Raw genomic sequence first — 17,468 nt, 5'->3', positions numbered from 1 at the left:
TGGGGGGTTGTTTGTTGCTACACCCTCCCGGGTGGGGGGGCGGGGGTGGGCGCGGCCCCCGCCCGCGGGGGGCGGGGCGCCCGCGGCGGCGGTGTCCCCCCGGCCCCCACCCCCCCCCAACCCCTCGCCCACATCTCCCGGCAGTGGTTCCGCGTCCGGGACACCTACGCCGTGAACGTCGTCCGTGAGGACGCCGACGCGGCCCTGCTGATCGGGGTCGCGGTATGCGTGATCCGGATGGCGGAGCGGGAACGGGAGGGCTGACCCGGGCGGCCCGGGACCCCGCCCGTCCTAGACCGCCTTCGCCGCCACATCCAGGGCCTGCTCCAGGTCGGCCCACAGGTCCTCGACGTGCTCGATGCCGACCGACACCCGTACCGTCCCCGGGCCGATGCCCGCCGCTTCCAGGGCCGCCGCGTCCAGCCGGCGGTGCGAGGTGGAGGCCGGGTGCATCACCAGGGTCTTCACATCGCCGAGCGAGGGGCTCAGCGAGGCCACCCGTACCGCCCCGACGAAGGCGCGGCCCGCCTCCCGGCCGCCCGCGAGGTCGAAGGAGATCACCCCGCCGCCGCCCTTCGGCAGCAGCCGCCGGGCGACGGCCTCGTCGGGGTGTCCGGCGAGCGCCGGATGGAGCGCCGCCGAGACCGCGGGGTGCGCGGCGAGCCGGCCGGCCAGGTCGAGGGCGCTCGTGCACTGCCGCTCGATCCGCAGCGGCAGCGTCTGCAGGCCGCGCAGGGTCAGCCAGGCGGCGAAGGGGTCGGTCGACGCACCCAGCTCGACCGCGTGGTGGCGGACCCGGCCGTACAGCTCGGCGTCCTTGAAGACCGCGATGCCGCCGAGGACGTCCGCATGCCCGGCGAGGTACTTGGTCGCGGAGTGGATGACGATGTCCGCGCCGTGCTCGATCGGCCGGAACAGCAGCGGCGAGGCGAAGGTGTTGTCCACGGCGCTCGGCACGCCCGCCTCGGCGGCGACGGCGATCAGGGCGGGCAGGTCGCCGACGCGGGTGGTCGGGTTGGCGATGGTCTCCAGGTACAGCAGCCGCGTCTCGGGACGCAGGGCGCGGCGTACCTCCTCCGGGTCCGTCCCGGAGACGTAGGTGACCTCGACGCCCCAGCGTTCGGCGAGGTCGGTGAGGACCGCGTACGTACCGCCGTAGAGGCAGCGCTGGGCGACGACATGACCGCCGGCGGAGAGCAGGGCGAGCAGGACGCCGTTGATGGCGCCCATGCCGGAGGCGTACGAGAGCCCGGCTGTCCCGCCCTCCAGACGGGCGACCGCGTCCTCGAGGGCGCGGACGGTGGGGTTGCCGAAGCGGTTGTAGAGGAAGGTGCCGGGCGCGTGGAAGGCGTCCGCCATCGCGTCGGCGGTGTCGAAGGAGAAGATGTGCCCCTGGTACAGGGGGACGCTCATCGGGCTGCTGCCGGTGATCTCCGGATGCGGCGGGTGCACGGCGAGGGTCTCGGGACGGAGGGCTCCGGTGTCGTCACTCATGGCGCCAGTGAAGCGGGACAGAGCCCGCGGGCCCAGAACCAATCCCGCCGGATTGGTCCGCCGCCGATGCCGCGCGCTCGCCCGCTGGACGCCCCGTCAGGCGCCTTGGCCCATCAGGCGCCTTGTCCCGCCATCGGTCGCCCGGCCGTCAGGCGCCTTGTCCCGCCGTCAGCTCCACGGCCCGTCAGACCCGTGACCGCCGCCAGTCGCGCGCCCGTCAGGCGCCCTGTCCCACCGTCAGCTCCACGGCGTGGCAGACCCGCGAGCCGTCCGACCGCACAGAGCCCGCTCGTCGCCGGACCCCCGGCCCCGTCAGTCGCTCCGCCCCGGCCTCGCCACGCCCAGCACCCGGTCCTTCAGTGCCGGGAACTGTTCCCTCGTCGTCGTCACCTTCGCCGGGTCGAGTTCCACGCGCAGGGTCTCCTCGTCCGGGCCCGCCTCCGCGAGGACCTCGCCCCACGGGTCCACCACGATCGAGTGCCCCGCCTGCTCCACGCCCGCGTGCGTGCCCGCCGTGCCGCAGGCCAGCATGTACGCCTGGTTCTCCACCGCCCGCGCCTGCGCGAGCAGCGTCCAGTGGGCGCGGCGGCGGGCCGGCCAGCCCGCCGGGACGACGAAGGCCTGGGCGCCCGCGTCCACCAGGCCGCGGAACAGCTCAGGGAAGCGGAGGTCGTAGCACGTGCCCACACCCACCGTCAGCTCCGGCAGCGCGACGGTCACCAGCTCGTCCCCCGCCGCCATCATCACGGCCTCGCCCTTGTCGAAGCCGAAGCGGTGGATCTTGCGGTAGCTCGCGGCGAGCTCACCCTTCGGAGTGAAGACCAGCGAGGTGTTGAAGAGCGCTCCGCCGGCCGCCTCGACGATCGATCCGGCATGCAGCCAGACCGACGCGTCCCGGGCCGCCGCCGCCATCACCTCGTACGTCGGACCGTTCAGCGGCTCGGACTCCGCCGCGAAGGACTCGTACGCGAACGCCCCCATCGGCCACAGCTCCGGCAGGACCACGAGGTCCGCGGCGCCGCGCTCCTCCCGTACGAGACCGGCCACCCGCGTCCGGCGAGATTCGACCGATTCGTCCGGGTCTACTGCGATCTGGATCAGCGAGGCGCGCACACTACCACCGTCCTGGCATTCGAGCCGTCAACACGGGCCTACGATCGTCACACGAAAGCACTGCCGGGGTGCCTTCGGGCAGCGTAACTTAGCGTCCGAGCCTCCCACGCAGTCTTGTTTTCAGCCCGCGCACCGCAGAACCGCCGAGGGGTCCCGTGACCGTCCATCCCAGCCTTCAGACCTACGCCGACGCCTGGACCCACTCCATCGAAGCGATATCCGAGCTGGTTCAGCCGCTCGTGGAAGGCGAATGGAACCGCGCCACACCGTGCCCGGGCTGGTCGGTGCGCGACATCGTGTCCCATGTGATCGGCATGGAGTGCGAGATGCTCGGGGACCCGCGCCCCATCCACTCGCTGCCCCGCGATCTCTACCACGTGCGCAGTGAGTTCGCCCGTTACATGGAGATGCAGGTCGACGTGCGGCGGCACCACACCGGCCCCGAGATGACCTCGGAGCTGGAGTACATCCTCATCCGCCGCGCCCGCCAGCTGCGCAACGAGAACCGGCAGCCCGACCATCTGATCCGCGCGCCGCTCGGCGCCGAGCAGACGCTGGAACTGGGCTACCGGATGCGCGCGTTCGACGTCTGGGTGCACGAGCAGGACCTGCGCACCACGCTCGGCCGGCCGGGCAACCTGGACTCCCCCGCCGCCCATGTCACCCGTGACGTCCTCCTGGAGGCGCTGCCGAAGGTGGTCGCCAAGGACGCGGGCGCGCCGACGAGCTCGGCGGTCGTCTTCGACGTGCACGGGCCGGTCGAGTTCCTGCGGACGGTACGGGTGGACGCGGACGGCCACGGGACGGTCGACGGGGCGCCGTCGCTGGGGCCCCTCGCGACGCTGGCGCTGGACTGGGAGACGTACGTCCGCCTGGCGTGCGGCCGGGTCCGGCCGGCCGATGTGGCCGACCGGATCAAGACCGAGGGCGACCTCGACCTGGCGCGGGCGATCCTGGACAACTTCGTGGTGACGCCGCGGTAGTCCCACCTCGGGCGCGGTGACGCAGGCCGCGACCGGAGCGGGCACGACCAGGACGGGTACCTGCGCCGCCACCAGACGGCCGGGGCGGGTACGGCTACGCCGGTACGTGCACCGCCTCGACGCGGCTGGCGACGAGGCGTTCCTTCTCCCTGCGCGCCGACCGGGCCTTCAGGCGGAGGATCTGGACGACGCCCAGCGCCTCCAGCGCGAAGACGGAGGAGAAGGCGATCCGGTAGTTGTCGCCCGTCGCGTCGAGGAGGACGCCGACCGCGAGCAGCGTCGTCATCGAGGCGATGAAACCACCCATGTTGACGATTCCCGAGGCCGTTCCCTGACGCTCCGGCGGGTTCGCCGGGCGGGCGAAGTCGAAACCGATCATCGAGGCGGGCCCGCAGGCGCCGAGGACCGCGCAGAGGGTGATCAGCAGCCACATCGGGGCCGCGTCACCCGGGTACGCGAGGGTGGCGGCCCACAGCAGCGCGGTCGACGCGACCGTGCCGAGGGCGAGCGGGGCCCTCGCCGCGTGGTGCCGGGCGATGATCTGCCCGTACGCGAGCCCCACCACCATGTTGGAGAGCACGACGAGCGTCAGCAGCTCGCCCGCGACCCCCCGGGACAGCCCCTGGTCCTCGACCAGGAACGGCAGGCCCCACAGCAGCAGGAACACCATGGCGGGGAACTGGGTGGTGAAGTGCACCCACATGCCGAGCCGGGTGCCGGGCTCCCGCCAGGACTCGGCGATCTGGCGGCGGACGAACGCGGCGCCGGTGTGGGCGGCGGGCGGGGGCTCGTGGCCTTCGGGGTGGTCCTTGAGGAGGAGCAGCAGCAGGACGAGGACGACGACGCCCGCGATCGAACTGCCGACGAAGGTCGTCGTCCAGCCCATGCCGTGCAGGGCGCGGGCGATGACGATGGTGGAGACGAGATTGCCCGCCATGCCGAACAGCGCGGCCACCTGGCCGATGAGCGGGCCGCGCCGGGCGGGGAACCAGCGGCTGCCGAGCCGCAGCACGCTGATGAACGTCATGGCGTCGCCACAGCCGAGCAGCGCCCGGGAGGCCAGTGCCATGCCGTACGAGGGCGAGAGCGCGAAGCCCAGCTGGCCGACGGTGAAGAGCACCACCCCGAGCGTCAGGACCTTCTTGGTGCCCAGCCGGTCGACCATGAGGCCGACGGGTATCTGCATCCCGGCGTAGACGAGGAGCTGGAGGATGGAGAAGGTGGAGAGCGCGGAGGCGTTGACGTCGAAGCGGTCGGCGGCGTCGAGTCCGGCGACGCCGAGCGACGTACGGAAGATGACGGCAACGAAGTAGACGGCGACGCCGACGCCCCAGACGAGGGCGGCGCGCCTGCCACCGGGAGGGTCACCGGGCAGGGTGACGGCCGATCCGAAGCCCCGTCCGCTCACCGGTCCTCACCCCGGACCAGGACCTTGACCCAGCTCAGGTGCTGTCGGACGCAGCGGGCCGCGCCCTCGACGTCACCCGCGCGGATCCGCTCCAGGATCTCGGCATGCTCGGTGATGTTCTTGGTGATGCGGTCGGGCTGGGACTGCATCACGGCCACGCCCATCCGCAGCTGGCGGTCGCGCAGCTGGTCGTAGAGGCGGGCGAGGATCTGGTTGCCGGCGTGCTTGACGATCTCGGCGTGAAAGCAGCGGTCGGTGACGGCGACCTCGGCCAGGTCCCCTGCCTCGGCCCGCCGCTTCTGCTCCTCCAGGAGCTCTTCGAGCCGCTCGATGAGCGCGGCCGGCGCGGGCACGGCGCGGCGGACGGCGAACTCCTCGACGAGCAGCCTGGTCTCGACGACATCGGCGATCTCCTGGGCGGAGACGGCGAGGACCAGGGCGCCCTTCTTGGGGTAGAGCTTGAGCAGCCCCTCCATCTCCAGCTTGAGCAGCGCTTCCCGCACCGGGGTGCGGGAGACCCCCACGGCCTGGGCGAGTTCGCCCTCGGTGAGGAGCGTGCCTCCCTCGTACCGACGCTCGAGGACGGCCTGCTTGACGTGCATGTAGACACGGTCGGCTGCTGGGGGTGCGGATGCCATGCGCACAGCATAGATACAACAGGGGTGCAACAGTCGGCCTCGTCCGCGATACGGACGGGGCCGGGCCGCGGGCGGGCTCTAGTGAGCCGGATCCGCGTCGTAGACCTGGCGGGCCTCGTCGACCTTCTCCAGGTTGTCGGCGGCCCATTCGGCCAGGTGGGCGAAGAGCGGGGCGAGGCTGCGGCCGAGTTCGCTGATCTCGTACTCGACCCGGGGCGGCACCTCCGGGTGGTACGTCCGGACGACCAGGCCGTCGCGCTCCAGCTGGCGCAGCCGCTGGGTCAGCACCTTCGGCGTGATCCTGCCGATCGCATGCTCCAGCTCCACGAACCGTTGCCGGCCACGGGCGTTGAGGGTCCACAGGATCGGTGTGGTCCACCGGCTGAAGACGATGTCCACCACGGGAGCGACCGGGCAGGCGAGCTCCGGGTCGGTGTCCGCCGAAGCAATCGGCATCGTCTCGGTCGCCATGCGCGCCCCCTCGGGCATAGTCACTTTCCTCTAGGTACCTACTATACCGAGGCTGTTAGCGTCCCTGACGTCAACCAAGCGGAACGACAGGGGAGTTCACGATGATCGTTGTGACGGGGGCGACGGGTAACGTCGGCCGATCGCTCGTAGGGGTTCTCGCGGCGGCCGGGGAGGACGTGACCGCGACGTCCCGGGGGATCTCGGAGACGGACGTGCCGCCGGGCGTCCGGCACGTGCGGTCGGATCTGATCGAGGCGGAGAGCCTGCGGCCCGTCTTCGACGGCGCCGACGCGCTGTTCCTGCAGAGCGGCGGACCCAGCGCGCATCAGCTGAACCCGCACGCCATCCTCGACGCCGCGAAGGCCGGCGGCATCCGCCGGGTCGCCCTGCTGTCCTCCCAGGGCGTCGCGACGCGGCCGGGGTCGGCCTCGCACGGGGACACGGGACGCGCCATCGAGGACGCCGTCCGGGAGTCGGGCCTGGAGTGGACGATCCTGCGGCCCGGCGGCTTCGCCTCCAACGCCTTCGCCTGGGTCGAGTCGGTCCGTACCCGCAGGGAGATCGCCGCGCCCTTCGCCGACACCGGCCTGCCGGTCATCGACCCGGACGACATCGCCGAGGTCGGTGCCGCGGCGCTGCGGGAGGGTGTCCACGACGGGCGGATCTATGAGCTGACCGGCCCTGCCCTCAGCACGCCCCGGGAGCGGGCCGAGGCGATCTCCGACGCGCTGGGCGAGCCGGTCCGGTTCGTGGAGCAGACCCGGGAGGAGGCCCGGGCGCAGATGCTGCACTTCATGCCCGAGCCCGTGGTCGAGACGACGCTGACCATCCTCGGCGAGCCCAACCCCGCCGAGCAGCGCGTCAGCCCGCACGTCGAGCAGGTTCTGGGCCGCGCGCCCCGCACCTTCGCCGACTGGGCGCGGCGCTACGTCGCCGCGTTCCAGTAGCTCCCGTCCACAGAAGCCAAACGCCCGACCGGCAAGCCCGGTCGGGCGTTTCACGTGAAACAACGCGGTGTGCTCGGTCCGTTACGACCAGGTGATGAGTCGCTTCGGCTGCTCCAGGATCGCGGCGACATCCGCCAGGAACTTGGAGCCGAGCTCGCCGTCGACCAGACGGTGGTCGAACGACAGGGCCAGCGTGGTGACCTGACGCGGCTTCACCTTGCCCTTGTGGACCCAGGGCTGGAGCTTGATCGCGCCGACCGCGAGGATCGCGGACTCGCCCGGGTTGAGGATGGGCGTACCGGTGTCGACGCCGAAGACGCCGACGTTGGTGATGGTGAACGTGCCGCCCTGCATCGCCGCCGGGGTGGTCTTGCCCTCGCGGGCGGTGGCGACCAGCTCGCTCAGGGACTTCGACAGCTCCGGGAGGGTCTGGGCGTGCGCGTCCTTGATGTTCGGCACGATCAGACCGCGCGGGGTGGCCGCGGCGATGCCCAGGTTGACGTAGTGCTTGAGCACGATCTCCTGGTTCGCCTCGTCCCAGGCCGCGTTGATGTCCGGGTTCCGCTTGGCGGCGACCAGGACGGCCTTGGCGATGAGGAGGAGCGGGTTGACCCGCAGGCCCGCCATGTCCTTGTCGGACTTGAGCTCCTCGACCAGCTTCATCGTGCGCGTGATGTCGAAGGTGACGAACTCGGTGACGTGCGGCGCGGTGAAGGCCGAGCCGACCATCGCCGCCGCCGTGGCCTTCCGTACGCCCTTGATGGGGATACGGGTCTCCCGGGCGTCCGCCGACACGGCGGGAGCCGGGACGGCGGCGGGTGCGGAGACGGGCGCGGGTGCCTCGACCACGGGGGCCGGGGCCTCGACCGCCGGAGCGGCGGCCGCGTGGACGTCCTCGCGGGTGATGATCCCGTCCGGGCCGGTCGGGGTGACCGTCGCGAGGTCGACGCCGAGGTCCTTGGCGAGCTTGCGCACCGGCGGCTTGGCCAGCGGCCGGGCGGCGGTGGCGACACCGCCGTGGCCGTTGAGTTCGCCCTGGATCGCGGCGACGGCCTGCTCGGGCACCGCGGCGGAGACCGCCGTGGCTCCCTTGCGCGGACGGCGCTTGGTGGAGGTCGCGGCGACGCCGTAACCGACGAGGACCGGCTGGCGGCCCTGCGGCTCGGGCTCCTCGGCCGCGGGGGCCGCGGGCGCCGGAGCGGCGGCGGGCGCGGCCGGAGCCTCCGCCGGAGCGTCCCCGCCCACGTTCACCGAGATGATCACCTGGCCGACGTCGACCGTCGTCCCCTCGGGGAAGAGCAGCTCGTGGACCACTCCGTCGAAGGGGCTCGGCAGCTCGACGGCCGCCTTCGCCGTCTCGACCTCGCAGACGACCTGCCCGTCGGCGACCGTGTCACCGGGCTGGACGTACCACTTGAGGATCTCGGCCTCGGTGAGGCCCTCGCCCACGTCGGGCATCTTGAATTCGCGGATCGTCACGATGCTCTCCTCAGTACGCCAGCGAGCGGTCGACGGCGTCGAGCACGCGGTCCAGGCCCGGCAGGTACTCCTCCTCCAGGCGCGCCGGCGGATACGGCGCGTGGTAGCCGCCGACCCGCAGGACGGGGGCCTCCAGGTGGTAGAAGCAGCGCTCGGTGATCCGGGCGGCGATCTCCGCGCCCGAGCCGTAGAAGACCGGGGCCTCGTGGACCACGACCAGGCGGCGGGTCTTCTCGACCGAGGTCTGGATGGCGTCGAAGTCGATCGGGGACATCGAGCGCAGGTCCAGGACCTCCACCGACTTGCCCTCCTCCTGGGCGGCCGCGGCGGCCTCCAGGCAGACCTTCACCATCGGGCCGTACGCGGCGAGCGTGAGGTCGCTGCCCTCGCGCGCCACGCGCGCCTTGTGCAGCTCGCCCGGGATGGCCTCGGTGTCGACCTCGCCCTTGTCCCAGTAGCGGCGCTTGGGCTCGAAGAAGATGATCGGGTCGTCGCTCTGGATGGCCTGCTGGAGCATCCAGTACGCGTCGGAGGAGTTCGAGGGCGAGACCACCTTGAGGCCCGCGACGTGCGCGAAGAGCGCCTCGGGGGACTCGGAGTGGTGCTCGACCGCACCGATGCCGCCGCCGTAGGGGATACGGATGACGACCGGCAGCTTGATCTTGCCGAGCGCGCGGGCGTGCATCTTCGCGAGCTGGGTGACGATCTGGTCGTACGCGGGGAAGACGAAACCGTCGAACTGGATCTCCACGACGGGCCGGTAGCCGCGCAAGGCCAGGCCGATCGCGGTGCCGACGATGCCGGACTCGGCGAGCGGGGTGTCGATGACCCGGTCCTCGCCGAAGTCCTTCTGCAGCCCGTCGGTGACACGGAAGACACCGCCGAGCTTGCCGACGTCCTCGCCCATGATGAGGACCTTGGGGTCGGTCTCCAGGGCCTTGCGGAGCGACTCGTTGAGCGCCTTGGCCAGGGGAAGCTTCTGTACGGCCATGGTTAGTTGCCCTCCTCGGCGAAGGACGCCTGGTAGGCGGCGAACTGCGCGCGCTCCTCGTCGACGAGCGCGTGCCCGTCGGCGTAGACATTCTCGAAGATCGCCATGTGGTCCGGGTCGGGCATGGAGCGGACGGCCTCGCGGACGCGCTTGCCGAGCGCCTCGCTCTCCGCCTCGAGTTCCTCGAAGAACGCGGCGTCCGCGTGCCCCTCGCGCTCCAGGTACGCCTTGAGCCGCAGGATCGGGTCCTTCGCCTCCCAGGCCTCGCGCTCCTCGTCGGCGCGGTACTTGGTCGGGTCGTCGGACGTGGTGTGGGCGCCCATGCGGTAGGTGAACGCCTCGACCAGCGTCGGGCCCTCGCCTCGGCGGGCGCGCTCGAGCGCGGACCGGGTGACGGCCAGGCAGGCGAGGACGTCGTTGCCGTCGACGCGGACGCCGGGGAAGCCGAAGCCCTGCGCGCGCTGGTAGAGCGGCACCCGGGTCTGCTTCTCGGTGGGCTCGGAGATCGCCCACTGGTTGTTCTGGCAGAAGAAGACGACCGGGGCGTTGTAGACCGCGGAGAAGGTGAACGACTCGGCCACGTCGCCCTGGCTGGACGCGCCGTCGCCGAAGTACGCGATCACGGCGGAGTCCGCGCCGTCCTTGGCGACGCCCATGGCGTAGCCGGTGGCATGCAGGGTCTGCGAGCCGATGACGATCGTGTACAGGTGGAAATTGTTGCTGTTGGGATCCCATCCACCGTGGTTCACACCACGGAACATGCCCAGCAGATTGGCCGGGTCGACCCCGCGGCACCAGGCGACGCCGTGCTCACGGTAGGTCGGGAAGACGTAGTCGTCGTCGCGCAGCGCACGGCCGGAGCCGATCTGCGCGGCTTCCTGGCCGAGCAGCGACGCCCACAGTCCCAGCTCGCCCTGACGCTGGAGGGATGTGGCCTCCGCGTCGAAGCGGCGCGTCAGGACCATGTCCCGGTAGAGGCCGCGCAGCTCGTCGGCGCTCAGGTCGATGTCGTACTCGGGGTGCTGGACTCGCTCCCCTTCGGGCGTCAGCAGCTGAACGAGCTCGGGCTCGGTGGCCTGGCTCTTCTTGACGCTCGCGCTAGCGGTGCGCTTGGTGCCGCTGCTGCGTCGCGTCGTCTTGCGCGCGGCAGTGCTTTCCACGGTCACGTGCGTGCTCCTCCGTCGGTCCGGCCCCCGGGGTTGCCGGGTAGGCCAGTGCGGCTCGCCTTGTCCGTGCCCGCGCACGGGGTGGGTGCGACTCGGCCGGGGTCGGGCGTGACAGGTGCCCCGGCGAGCGCCCTGTCATAGGCACGTTACCCAGTGCGTCGCATTCCTGCGAAACCCCATTTGACCTGCGATTTTGCTTGGATTTCCAAGTAAATCGAGAAATGCGGGAACACAGCTGGTCAGCGCACTGCCAACAGCCTCGCAGGCCGCCGGAACACCGGCACGTTATCCCGGGCACCCCGGGCGCGGGAAGAGCCAATATGTGAGACTGGCTGCGTGCGCGAAGATGGAAAAATCCGGGTATTTCTGTTGGACGACCACGAAGTCGTCCGGCGCGGCGTCCACGAGCTGCTCTCCGTGGAGGACGACATCGACGTGGTCGGCGAGGCCGGTACGGCGGCGGATGCGCTGGTCAGGATCCCCGCGACCCGGCCCGATGTGGCCGTGCTCGACGTCCGGCTCCCGGACGGCAGCGGCGTCGAGGTCTGCCGCGAGGTCCGTTCGCAGAACGAGGACATCAAGTGCTTGATGCTCACCTCGTACGCCGACGACGAGGCGCTCTTCGACGCGATCATGGCCGGGGCCTCGGGATATGTCCTCAAAGCCATCCGCGGCAATGAACTGCTGTCGGCCGTTCGGGACGTGGCGGCCGGCAAATCCCTGCTCGATCCGGTCGCGACCGCCCGCGTCCTGGAACGGCTACGCGACGGTAATAATCCGAAGGGTGACGACAAGCTCGCCAACCTGACGGAACAGGAGCGCAAGATCCTGGACCTGATCGGCGAGGGCCTGACCAACCGGGCCATCGGCGAGCGGCTCCATCTGGCGGAGAAGACCATCAAGAACTACGTCTCCAGCCTGCTGTCGAAGCTCGGCATGGAGCGGCGCTCACAGGCCGCCGCGTACGTGGCCAGGCTGCAGGCGGAGCGCCACTGACACCCTCCCGCCGACCCGGGTCACCCGGACGGACCGGCCCGGACCGGCCCGGACCGGCGGTGGGGATTCGGGACCTACGTCCCTGCCCGACCGGGGCGGGGGCCCCTGTTCCCGCACGGTGGCGGTGGCAGAGAGTGGAAGCCATGTCCACCGAGGAGATCCGCGCCATCGAGCTGCTGACCCGCGTGTCGTACGGGAGGGTGGCGACGAGCATGCGCGCGATGCCGTTCGTCGCGCCCGCTCGGCACATCGTGGACGACGGCGGCGTCCTGCTCCGGATGCACCGGGGCCTCGGCTACCACCGGGCCTGCGCCGGCAGCGTCGTCGCCTACGGCGCGGACAACTTCAACTCGGGAGCCGAGAACCTCTGGTCCGTGCAGTTCACCGGCACCGCCGAGGTCGTCGAGCCGACCGAGGAGCAGCTGGCGGCCTTCGGCGCCGCCCCGCAGATCGTGGACGGCGAGCCCTTCGAGCCGATCTACATGCGCATAGAGCCCCAGTTCGTGACCGTGCACGAGCTGGACTACACCATGGAGCGACATCTCCACCACGTAGCGTGATCTAACATATGGGGAGTGCCGCGCTCATCTGAAACGCTCGCTCCGCCCGTCGGCGCCCTGCTGCGCCGCTACCACGAGGCCGGTGAGCCGCTCTCCTGCGAACCCGTCACCCAGGGCCTCCTCAACCGCGGCTACCGCCTCGCGACCACCCGCGGCGCCTACTTCCTCAAGCAGCACCTCGACGCCCCGACAGCCGACCGGGACACCATCAGCCGCCAGCACCGCGCGACCCAGCGCCTGCACGCCCTCGGCCTGCCCGTCGCCCCACCGCTCGCCGACTCCGCCGGCCGCACCGTCGCCGTCATCGGCGGCCGCTGCTACGCCCTGCACCCCTGGATCGACGGCCGCCACCGCGACGGCGCCCAGCTCTCCACCGGTGGTTCGAGGCGCCTGGGCGCGCTCCTCGGGCACGTCCACACCTGTCTGGAGCAGGTGATGGAGTCGCCGCCACCCGGCGCGGAGCACGAGAGCGCGCGCCCCGAGGACACGTTCCGGCTCATCGACGAGCTGGTCCGGCTCTCCCGCGCCGGCCGCCCCCGCACCGGCTTCGACGCGCTCGCCGAGCACCGGCTGCTCGAACGCCGGGTGCTCCTCGCCGAGCACGCCCACCGCCGTCCCCCCGCCGCCGCGGCGGCCGGCTGGGTGCACGGCGACTTCCACCCGCTGAACCTGCTCTACCGGGGCGCCGAGCCGGCCGCGATCGTGGACTGGGACCGGCTGGGCGTCCAGCCGCGGGCGGAGGAGGCGGTCAGGGCCGCCGCCATCTTCTTCGTACGGCCGGCGGGTGAGTTGGCCCTGGAGAAGGTGCGGGCGTACGCGAGGGCCTACCGGCGGGCGGCCGGCGCGGACGGGGCGGAACTGGCGTCGGCGGTGCACCGGGTGTGGTGGGAGCGGCTCAACGACTTCTGGATACTGCGCTGGCGCTACCAGCTCCAAGACCGAAGGGCCGACCCGCAGTTTCCTGCGGCGTCGGCCCTGGCGGTGTGGTGGACCCGTGAGTACGAGGCGGTGCGCGACGCGTTCACGGGGTGAGCGGTCAGGGGGTGGTGCCGGTCCCGCCGTTCGCCGCGCCCACGGTGGTGCCCGTGGTCGTGCCCGTCGACGTGCCCGTGTTCGTATTGCCCTGCGTCGTACCCGAGTTGGTGTTGCCCTCCGTGGTGCCCTCGCTGGACCCCTCGGTGCTGCCCTCCGTGGTCCCCTCGGTCGTGCCCTCCGTCGTGCCCTCGGTGTCCGTGCCCCCGTCGGTCGTGTCCGTGGGCGGGGCCGACGGCTCGCCCGTCGGCGTGGACGGGGTCGACGGCTTGTACGTGGGCCGGTAGGACGGCGTCCAGGGCTGCTGGTCGCCGCCCGTGGAGGTGTCGGGCTCCTCGGTCTCCTGCGAGGGCGTCTCCTGCGACGGAGTCGACGGTTCCTGGGACGTGGACGGCGAGTCGGTGACCGCCGGCGGCTTGTTCGTACCGCCGCCCTTCTCACCGGCCTTGTCGATCGCGTACGCCACACCCGCGACGATCGCGATCAGCGCGAGCGCCACGAACAGCAGCGCCTTGCCCCGGCCGCCGCTCTTGCCGCCGCCCTGCGGCCCGTAGCCGTCCTGCCCGTAGCCGCCGTGACCGCCGTGGCCGCCGTCGTATCCGCCGTCGTCCGGGTTCATCGGCGGCAGGATCGGGCGCTGCGACGTCTCGTGGTGCATCGGATGCCCCATCGCGGTCGTCGCGGCGACGCCGCCGACCGGCGTGTGGCCGCCCTCGTGCACCTCCACCGGGCCCGTGTTCCACGTGCCGGTGTGACCGCCCGCCTGCTGGAGCATCTGCAGGCCGTACTGGATCAGCCCGCGCATCTCCTCGGCGCTCTGGAACCGGTCGTCCGGGTCCTTCGCGAGAGAGCGCATCACGAGCCCGTCGAGCTCCGGGGGCGCCCCGTGGGCGACCTCGGACGGCGGGATCGGCGCGTCCTGCACATGCTGATAGACCACCGACAACGGTGTCTCGCCGGTGAAGGGGGGCCGCAGCGCGAGGAGTTCGTAGAGCAGACAGCCCGTCGCGTACAGGTCGGACCGGTGGTCCACGGCCTTGCCGAGCGCCTGTTCGGGGGAGAGGTACTGCGGCGTGCCCATGACCATGCCGGTCTGGGTCATCGTCGACTGGGCGCCGTGCAGGGCGCGCGCGATGCCGAAGTCCATGACCTTCACGGCGCCGGTGTGCGTGATGATGACGTTCGCCGGCTTGATGTCCCGGTGCACGATGCCGTGCTGGTGGGAGTACGCGAGCGCCTCGAGCACACCGGAGACGATGATCAGGGCCTGCTCGGGACCGGGCGCCTCGGCGCTGATCAGCAGGTCACGGATGGTGCGGCCCTCGACCAGCTCCATCACGATGTACGGCACGGACTGCGCGCCCACGACGTCCTCGCCGGAGTCGTACACCGCGACGATCGCGTGGTGGTTGAGTCCGGCGACCGATTGCGCCTCACGGGTGAAGCGGGCCTTGGAGACCGGGTCCTCGGCGAGGTCGGAGCGGAGCAGCTTCACGGCGACCGTGCGGCCCAGGCGGACATCCTCGGCGGCGAACACCTCGGCCATGCCGCCTCGTCCGAGACGGTGCGTCAGCCGGTACCGTCCGTCGCCGACCACTCCGCCGACGCCCCAGGACTCGGCGGCGGCGCCCGACAGGCCGCCGCCGCCTGCTTCGGATTCGGGTGCCATCAGTCCTCGCCGTCGTATGTCTACCGTGCAATGCCGTACCGCCGTCACGCTACAGGCTTCGTCCGACACCACGGTTCGAGATGGACCGGTCATCCAACCCCGTCCGCGTACGCCTGTGCAAATTCCAGGCAGTTCCTGTAACGCTTGCGAGACGCTTCTTACGCGGAGGGTCACGGAACGGGCACCTGGCTTGACGTGTCGTTGCCCTGGGGCAGACTTGGCCAGGAAATTCCGATCAGCGCCGCCACGCGCGCGTAGGGGGAGCACGAATGAGCCAGGACGGCGCACAGGGCCGCTATGCGGGCGGTTCGGTCGCGAACGGCCGCTACCAGCTTCGCGACCTGCTCGGCGAAGGCGGCATGGCCTCCGTCTACCTGGCGTACGACAGCGCGCTCGACCGGCAGGTGGCCATCAAGACCCTGCACTCCGAACTCGGCCGGGAACAGTCGTTCCGCGAGCGGTTCCGGCGCGAGGCGCAGGCGGTCGCAAAGCTGTCGCACACCAACATCGTCTCGGTCTTCGACACCGGCGAGGACACCCTCGACGGCGCCGTCATGCCGTACATCGTCATGGAGTACGTGGAGGGGCAGCCGCTCGGCTCGGTCCTCGCCTCCGACGTACGGCAGTTCGGCGCGATGCCGGCCGACAAGGCGCTGAAGGTGACGGCCGACGTGCTGGCCGCGCTGGAGACCAGCCATGAAATGGGCCTGGTCCACCGGGACATCAAGCCCGGCAACGTGATGATGACCAAGCGCGGCGTCGTCAAGGTCATGGACTTCGGCATCGCGCGGGCCATGCAGTCCGGTGTCACCTCGATGACGCAGACCGGCATGGTCGTCGGTACGCCGCAGTACCTCTCCCCCGAGCAGGCCCTCGGCCGCGGTGTGGACGCCCGCTCCGATCTTTATTCGGTGGGCATCATGCTCTTCCAGCTGCTGACGGGCCGTCTTCCGTTCGACGCGGACTCGCCGCTCGCCATCGCGTACGCGCACGTCCAGGAGGAGCCGGTCGCGCCGTCCTCCATCAACCGCTCGGTGACGCCGGCGATGGACGCGCTCGTCGCCCGCGCGCTGAAGAAGAACCCGAACGAGCGCTTCCCGAGCGCGGCGGCGATGCAGGACGAGTGCCTTCGGGTGCTGTCGGCGGGCCAGACCGGTGCGCCGGTGATCGTCGCCGGGGGGCAGGTCAGCAGCGGCTCGGGCGTGGGCTCGGCGGTCTTCCCGCCGGTCGGCCAGACCCCGCCGCCCTCGGTGCACGGCGTCCAGCAGCCGTACCAGCCTCCGACGCCGCAGCCGGGCCCGTACGGCCCGCCGACGCCGGCCCCGTCCTACGGCTACCCGCAGCAGGCCCCGACGCCCGCCCCGGCGTACCAGACGCCCGCTCCCGGGCCGTACACGATGGCGCCGCAGCCGTCTCACCAGACCTCGGTGACGACGGGCGCAGGCTCCGGCTCGCGGCGGAACATGCCGGTGCTCGTGGGCGCGATCGTCGTGGCGCTGGTGGCGATCGGCGGCGTGATCACGGCGATCAACCTCAACAAGGACGACTCGGAGAAGAACGGGGGCGACGACCGGAACACGAGCCAGTCACAGGCCCCCGGATACAAGGAACCGGACCTCTCGAAGGCCATCGAGACCAAGAAGTGCACGGAGCCGACCGAGTCGAGCGACGACCCGGACAAGTTCGAGGTCCCGAACTTCACGTACAAGAACATCCAGTCGGTGAAGGCCTGCATCCAGGCCGCGGGCTGGCAGATCAAGACGCAGACCCCGGTGGACGAGAACACCTACGGCGACGGCACCGTCCTGGAGCAGTACCCGCCGATCGGTGAGGACATCACCAAGGACGGCGCCGAGTTCACGCTCAAGGTCTCGACGGGCAACCCGCCGCAGTAGCCGCCGCCTCCGACCGCCCGCCGAGCGCCCCCGGGCAGGGCTCTCACCCCCTCCTCCCGCCCGGGATGCCGGATGTGTCCCGACATGTGACGCTGAGTTGAAACTCGGCGGCTCGGTACGGGAGGGGGTCACCCGGTGACTCCAGGACTCCGCGGTACGCGGACACGGACCATCGGCCCGGTGGTCGTGTGCTGGCTGGTGGTGGGTGCCGTACCGGTCGCGTACGGGGCGGAGAGAGGGCCGACGGAGGACCCGAGGCCCTCGGCGTCGACGGCCGCTCCCTCGAAGCCGGCCCCGCAGACCTGGAGGCCGACCTCGAAGCCGACCTCCAGGCCGACGTCGTCGACCCCGGCGGCCACGCCGTCCCGCTCCCCCTCCCCTTCACCCTCCTCGCCCCTGGCACCCCGCCCGCGGCCCTCCGCCACGAGCGGCGTCTCCGGCCCTCCCGGTCCGCCCGCGGCGGCCACCTCGGCGCGGCCCAGACCCTCCGAACCCGGAGAGCCCGCCCCGGCCGGGGGGCGCGGGGGGGGGGCCCCCCCCGGGGGGGGCGGCGCGGGCCGCCGCCCCCGCCACACCCCGGGAAGACTGGGCAGCACCGCTCCCGACAACCCCCGAGGAGCTCAAAA

At 71.5% G+C, this 17,468-nt stretch carries 16 protein-coding genes and 1 pseudogene; 7 read left to right on the top strand and 10 right to left on the bottom strand.

Going from position 1 to position 17,468, the window contains the following annotated elements; genetic code table 11:
• Positions 1-264: pseudogene (locus tag ACFVZW_RS11905) on the top strand (hypothetical protein); the annotation flags it as partial.
• Positions 265-291: 27 nt separating this feature from the next.
• Here the strand turns inward: ACFVZW_RS11905 and ACFVZW_RS11900 are convergent.
• A complete protein-coding gene (locus ACFVZW_RS11900; protein WP_384519944.1) occupies positions 292-1,494 on the bottom strand; it encodes a trans-sulfuration enzyme family protein in 1,203 nt (400 codons plus the stop codon).
• A gap of 312 nt (positions 1,495-1,806) precedes the next feature.
• Entirely contained in the window at positions 1,807-2,607 is an 801-nt protein-coding gene (locus tag ACFVZW_RS11895) for a carbon-nitrogen family hydrolase (RefSeq protein WP_384519942.1), read from the bottom strand.
• Between the two features lie 155 nt (positions 2,608-2,762).
• Between ACFVZW_RS11895 and ACFVZW_RS11890 the strand changes: the two genes are divergently transcribed.
• Positions 2,763-3,590, top strand: a complete 828-nt coding sequence (locus ACFVZW_RS11890) for a maleylpyruvate isomerase family mycothiol-dependent enzyme (RefSeq protein WP_384519940.1) — start codon at positions 2,763-2,765, stop codon at positions 3,588-3,590.
• A gap of 94 nt (positions 3,591-3,684) precedes the next feature.
• Here the strand turns inward: ACFVZW_RS11890 and ACFVZW_RS11885 are convergent, their stop codons facing one another.
• The 3 genes from ACFVZW_RS11885 to ACFVZW_RS11875 all read right to left on the bottom strand — a co-directional run bounded on the left by ACFVZW_RS11885 (position 3,685) and on the right by ACFVZW_RS11875 (position 6,107).
• Positions 3,685-4,998 (bottom strand): nitrate/nitrite transporter, encoded by a 1,314-nt coding sequence (locus ACFVZW_RS11885; RefSeq protein ID WP_384519938.1) that lies wholly within the window; start codon positions 4,996-4,998, stop codon positions 3,685-3,687.
• A complete protein-coding gene (locus tag ACFVZW_RS11880) occupies positions 4,995-5,636 on the bottom strand; it encodes a GntR family transcriptional regulator (protein WP_384519936.1) in 642 nt (213 codons plus the stop codon). The genes ACFVZW_RS11885 and ACFVZW_RS11880 overlap by 4 nt, the downstream gene beginning before the upstream one ends.
• A 78-nt stretch (positions 5,637-5,714) precedes the next feature.
• Entirely contained in the window at positions 5,715-6,107 is a 393-nt protein-coding gene (locus tag ACFVZW_RS11875; protein ID WP_384519934.1) for a winged helix-turn-helix transcriptional regulator, read from the bottom strand.
• A gap of 101 nt (positions 6,108-6,208) precedes the next feature.
• Here ACFVZW_RS11875 and ACFVZW_RS11870 point away from each other — a divergent pair, with 101 nt between their 5' ends.
• A complete protein-coding gene (locus tag ACFVZW_RS11870; RefSeq protein WP_384519933.1) occupies positions 6,209-7,054 on the top strand; it encodes an NAD(P)H-binding protein in 846 nt (281 codons plus the stop codon).
• An 81-nt stretch (positions 7,055-7,135) separates the two neighbouring features.
• On the opposite strand, the gene ACFVZW_RS11865 is transcribed toward ACFVZW_RS11870, so the two are convergent.
• The 3 genes from ACFVZW_RS11865 to pdhA are packed head-to-tail and all read right to left on the bottom strand — an operon-like array spanning position 7,136 to position 10,690.
• Entirely contained in the window at positions 7,136-8,512 is a 1,377-nt protein-coding gene (locus tag ACFVZW_RS11865) for a dihydrolipoamide acetyltransferase family protein (protein ID WP_384519985.1), read from the bottom strand.
• Positions 8,513-8,543: 31 nt separating this feature from the next.
• Positions 8,544-9,524 (bottom strand): alpha-ketoacid dehydrogenase subunit beta, encoded by a 981-nt coding sequence (locus tag ACFVZW_RS11860; protein ID WP_384519932.1) that lies wholly within the window; start codon positions 9,522-9,524, stop codon positions 8,544-8,546.
• A 2-nt stretch (positions 9,525-9,526) separates the two neighbouring features.
• Positions 9,527-10,690, bottom strand: a complete 1,164-nt coding sequence (gene pdhA, locus ACFVZW_RS11855; RefSeq protein WP_384519930.1) for a pyruvate dehydrogenase (acetyl-transferring) E1 component subunit alpha — start codon at positions 10,688-10,690, stop codon at positions 9,527-9,529.
• A 336-nt stretch (positions 10,691-11,026) separates the two neighbouring features.
• Here pdhA and ACFVZW_RS11850 point away from each other — a divergent pair, with 336 nt between their 5' ends.
• The 3 genes from ACFVZW_RS11850 (at position 11,027) to ACFVZW_RS11840 (ending at position 13,278) form a co-directional block, all read left to right on the top strand.
• The gene (locus ACFVZW_RS11850) at positions 11,027-11,686 is read left to right on the top strand and encodes a response regulator (RefSeq protein ID WP_384519928.1); all 660 of its coding nucleotides are present in this window, start codon (positions 11,027-11,029) and stop codon (positions 11,684-11,686) included.
• A 143-nt stretch (positions 11,687-11,829) separates the two neighbouring features.
• Positions 11,830-12,246: a pyridoxamine 5'-phosphate oxidase family protein gene (locus ACFVZW_RS11845; RefSeq protein WP_384519926.1), complete on the top strand. Its 417-nt coding sequence runs from the start codon at positions 11,830-11,832 to the stop codon at positions 12,244-12,246.
• 15 nt (positions 12,247-12,261) lie between these two features.
• The gene (locus tag ACFVZW_RS11840; RefSeq protein ID WP_384519924.1) at positions 12,262-13,278 is read left to right on the top strand and encodes a phosphotransferase; all 1,017 of its coding nucleotides are present in this window, start codon (positions 12,262-12,264) and stop codon (positions 13,276-13,278) included.
• A gap of 4 nt (positions 13,279-13,282) precedes the next feature.
• Here the strand turns inward: ACFVZW_RS11840 and ACFVZW_RS11835 are convergent, their stop codons facing one another.
• Positions 13,283-14,947 (bottom strand): protein kinase, encoded by a 1,665-nt coding sequence (locus ACFVZW_RS11835; protein ID WP_384519921.1) that lies wholly within the window; start codon positions 14,945-14,947, stop codon positions 13,283-13,285.
• A gap of 269 nt (positions 14,948-15,216) precedes the next feature.
• Between ACFVZW_RS11835 and ACFVZW_RS11830 the strand changes: the two genes are divergently transcribed.
• Complete coding sequence (locus tag ACFVZW_RS11830; RefSeq protein WP_384519917.1) at positions 15,217-16,842, top strand: protein kinase; 1,626 nt, start codon at positions 15,217-15,219, stop codon at positions 16,840-16,842.
• A 128-nt stretch (positions 16,843-16,970) separates the two neighbouring features.
• Here the strand turns inward: ACFVZW_RS11830 and ACFVZW_RS11825 are convergent, their stop codons facing one another.
• Complete coding sequence (locus ACFVZW_RS11825; protein ID WP_384519912.1) at positions 16,971-17,201, bottom strand: hypothetical protein; 231 nt, start codon at positions 17,199-17,201, stop codon at positions 16,971-16,973.
• Between the last annotated feature and the right edge of the window lie 267 nt (positions 17,202-17,468).

This window comes from Streptomyces sp. NPDC059567 (assembly GCF_042735655.1).
Classification (GTDB): Bacteria; Actinomycetota; Actinomycetes; order Streptomycetales; family Streptomycetaceae; genus Streptomyces.
This window is presented reverse-complemented; position numbering and strand designations above follow the sequence as displayed.

What these genes read in the sequence shown, in the direction of transcription:
- ACFVZW_RS11900 (WP_384519944.1), bottom strand. Translation starts at nt 1,494, where the DNA reads ATGAGTGACGACACCGGAGCCCTCCGTCCCGAGACCCTCGCCGTGCAC.
- ACFVZW_RS11880 (WP_384519936.1), bottom strand. Translation starts at nt 5,636, where the DNA reads ATGGCATCCGCACCCCCAGCAGCCGACCGTGTCTACATGCACGTCAAG.
- ACFVZW_RS11875 (WP_384519934.1), bottom strand. Translation starts at nt 6,107, where the DNA reads ATGGCGACCGAGACGATGCCGATTGCTTCGGCGGACACCGACCCGGAG.
- ACFVZW_RS11870 (WP_384519933.1), top strand. Translation starts at nt 6,209, where the DNA reads ATGATCGTTGTGACGGGGGCGACGGGTAACGTCGGCCGATCGCTCGTA.
- ACFVZW_RS11865 (WP_384519985.1), bottom strand. Translation starts at nt 8,512, where the DNA reads ATGCCCGACGTGGGCGAGGGCCTCACCGAGGCCGAGATCCTCAAGTGG.
- ACFVZW_RS11860 (WP_384519932.1), bottom strand. Translation starts at nt 9,524, where the DNA reads ATGGCCGTACAGAAGCTTCCCCTGGCCAAGGCGCTCAACGAGTCGCTC.
- ACFVZW_RS11845 (WP_384519926.1), top strand. Translation starts at nt 11,830, where the DNA reads ATGTCCACCGAGGAGATCCGCGCCATCGAGCTGCTGACCCGCGTGTCG.
- ACFVZW_RS11835 (WP_384519921.1), bottom strand. Translation starts at nt 14,947, where the DNA reads ATGGCACCCGAATCCGAAGCAGGCGGCGGCGGCCTGTCGGGCGCCGCC.
- ACFVZW_RS11830 (WP_384519917.1), top strand. Translation starts at nt 15,217, where the DNA reads ATGAGCCAGGACGGCGCACAGGGCCGCTATGCGGGCGGTTCGGTCGCG.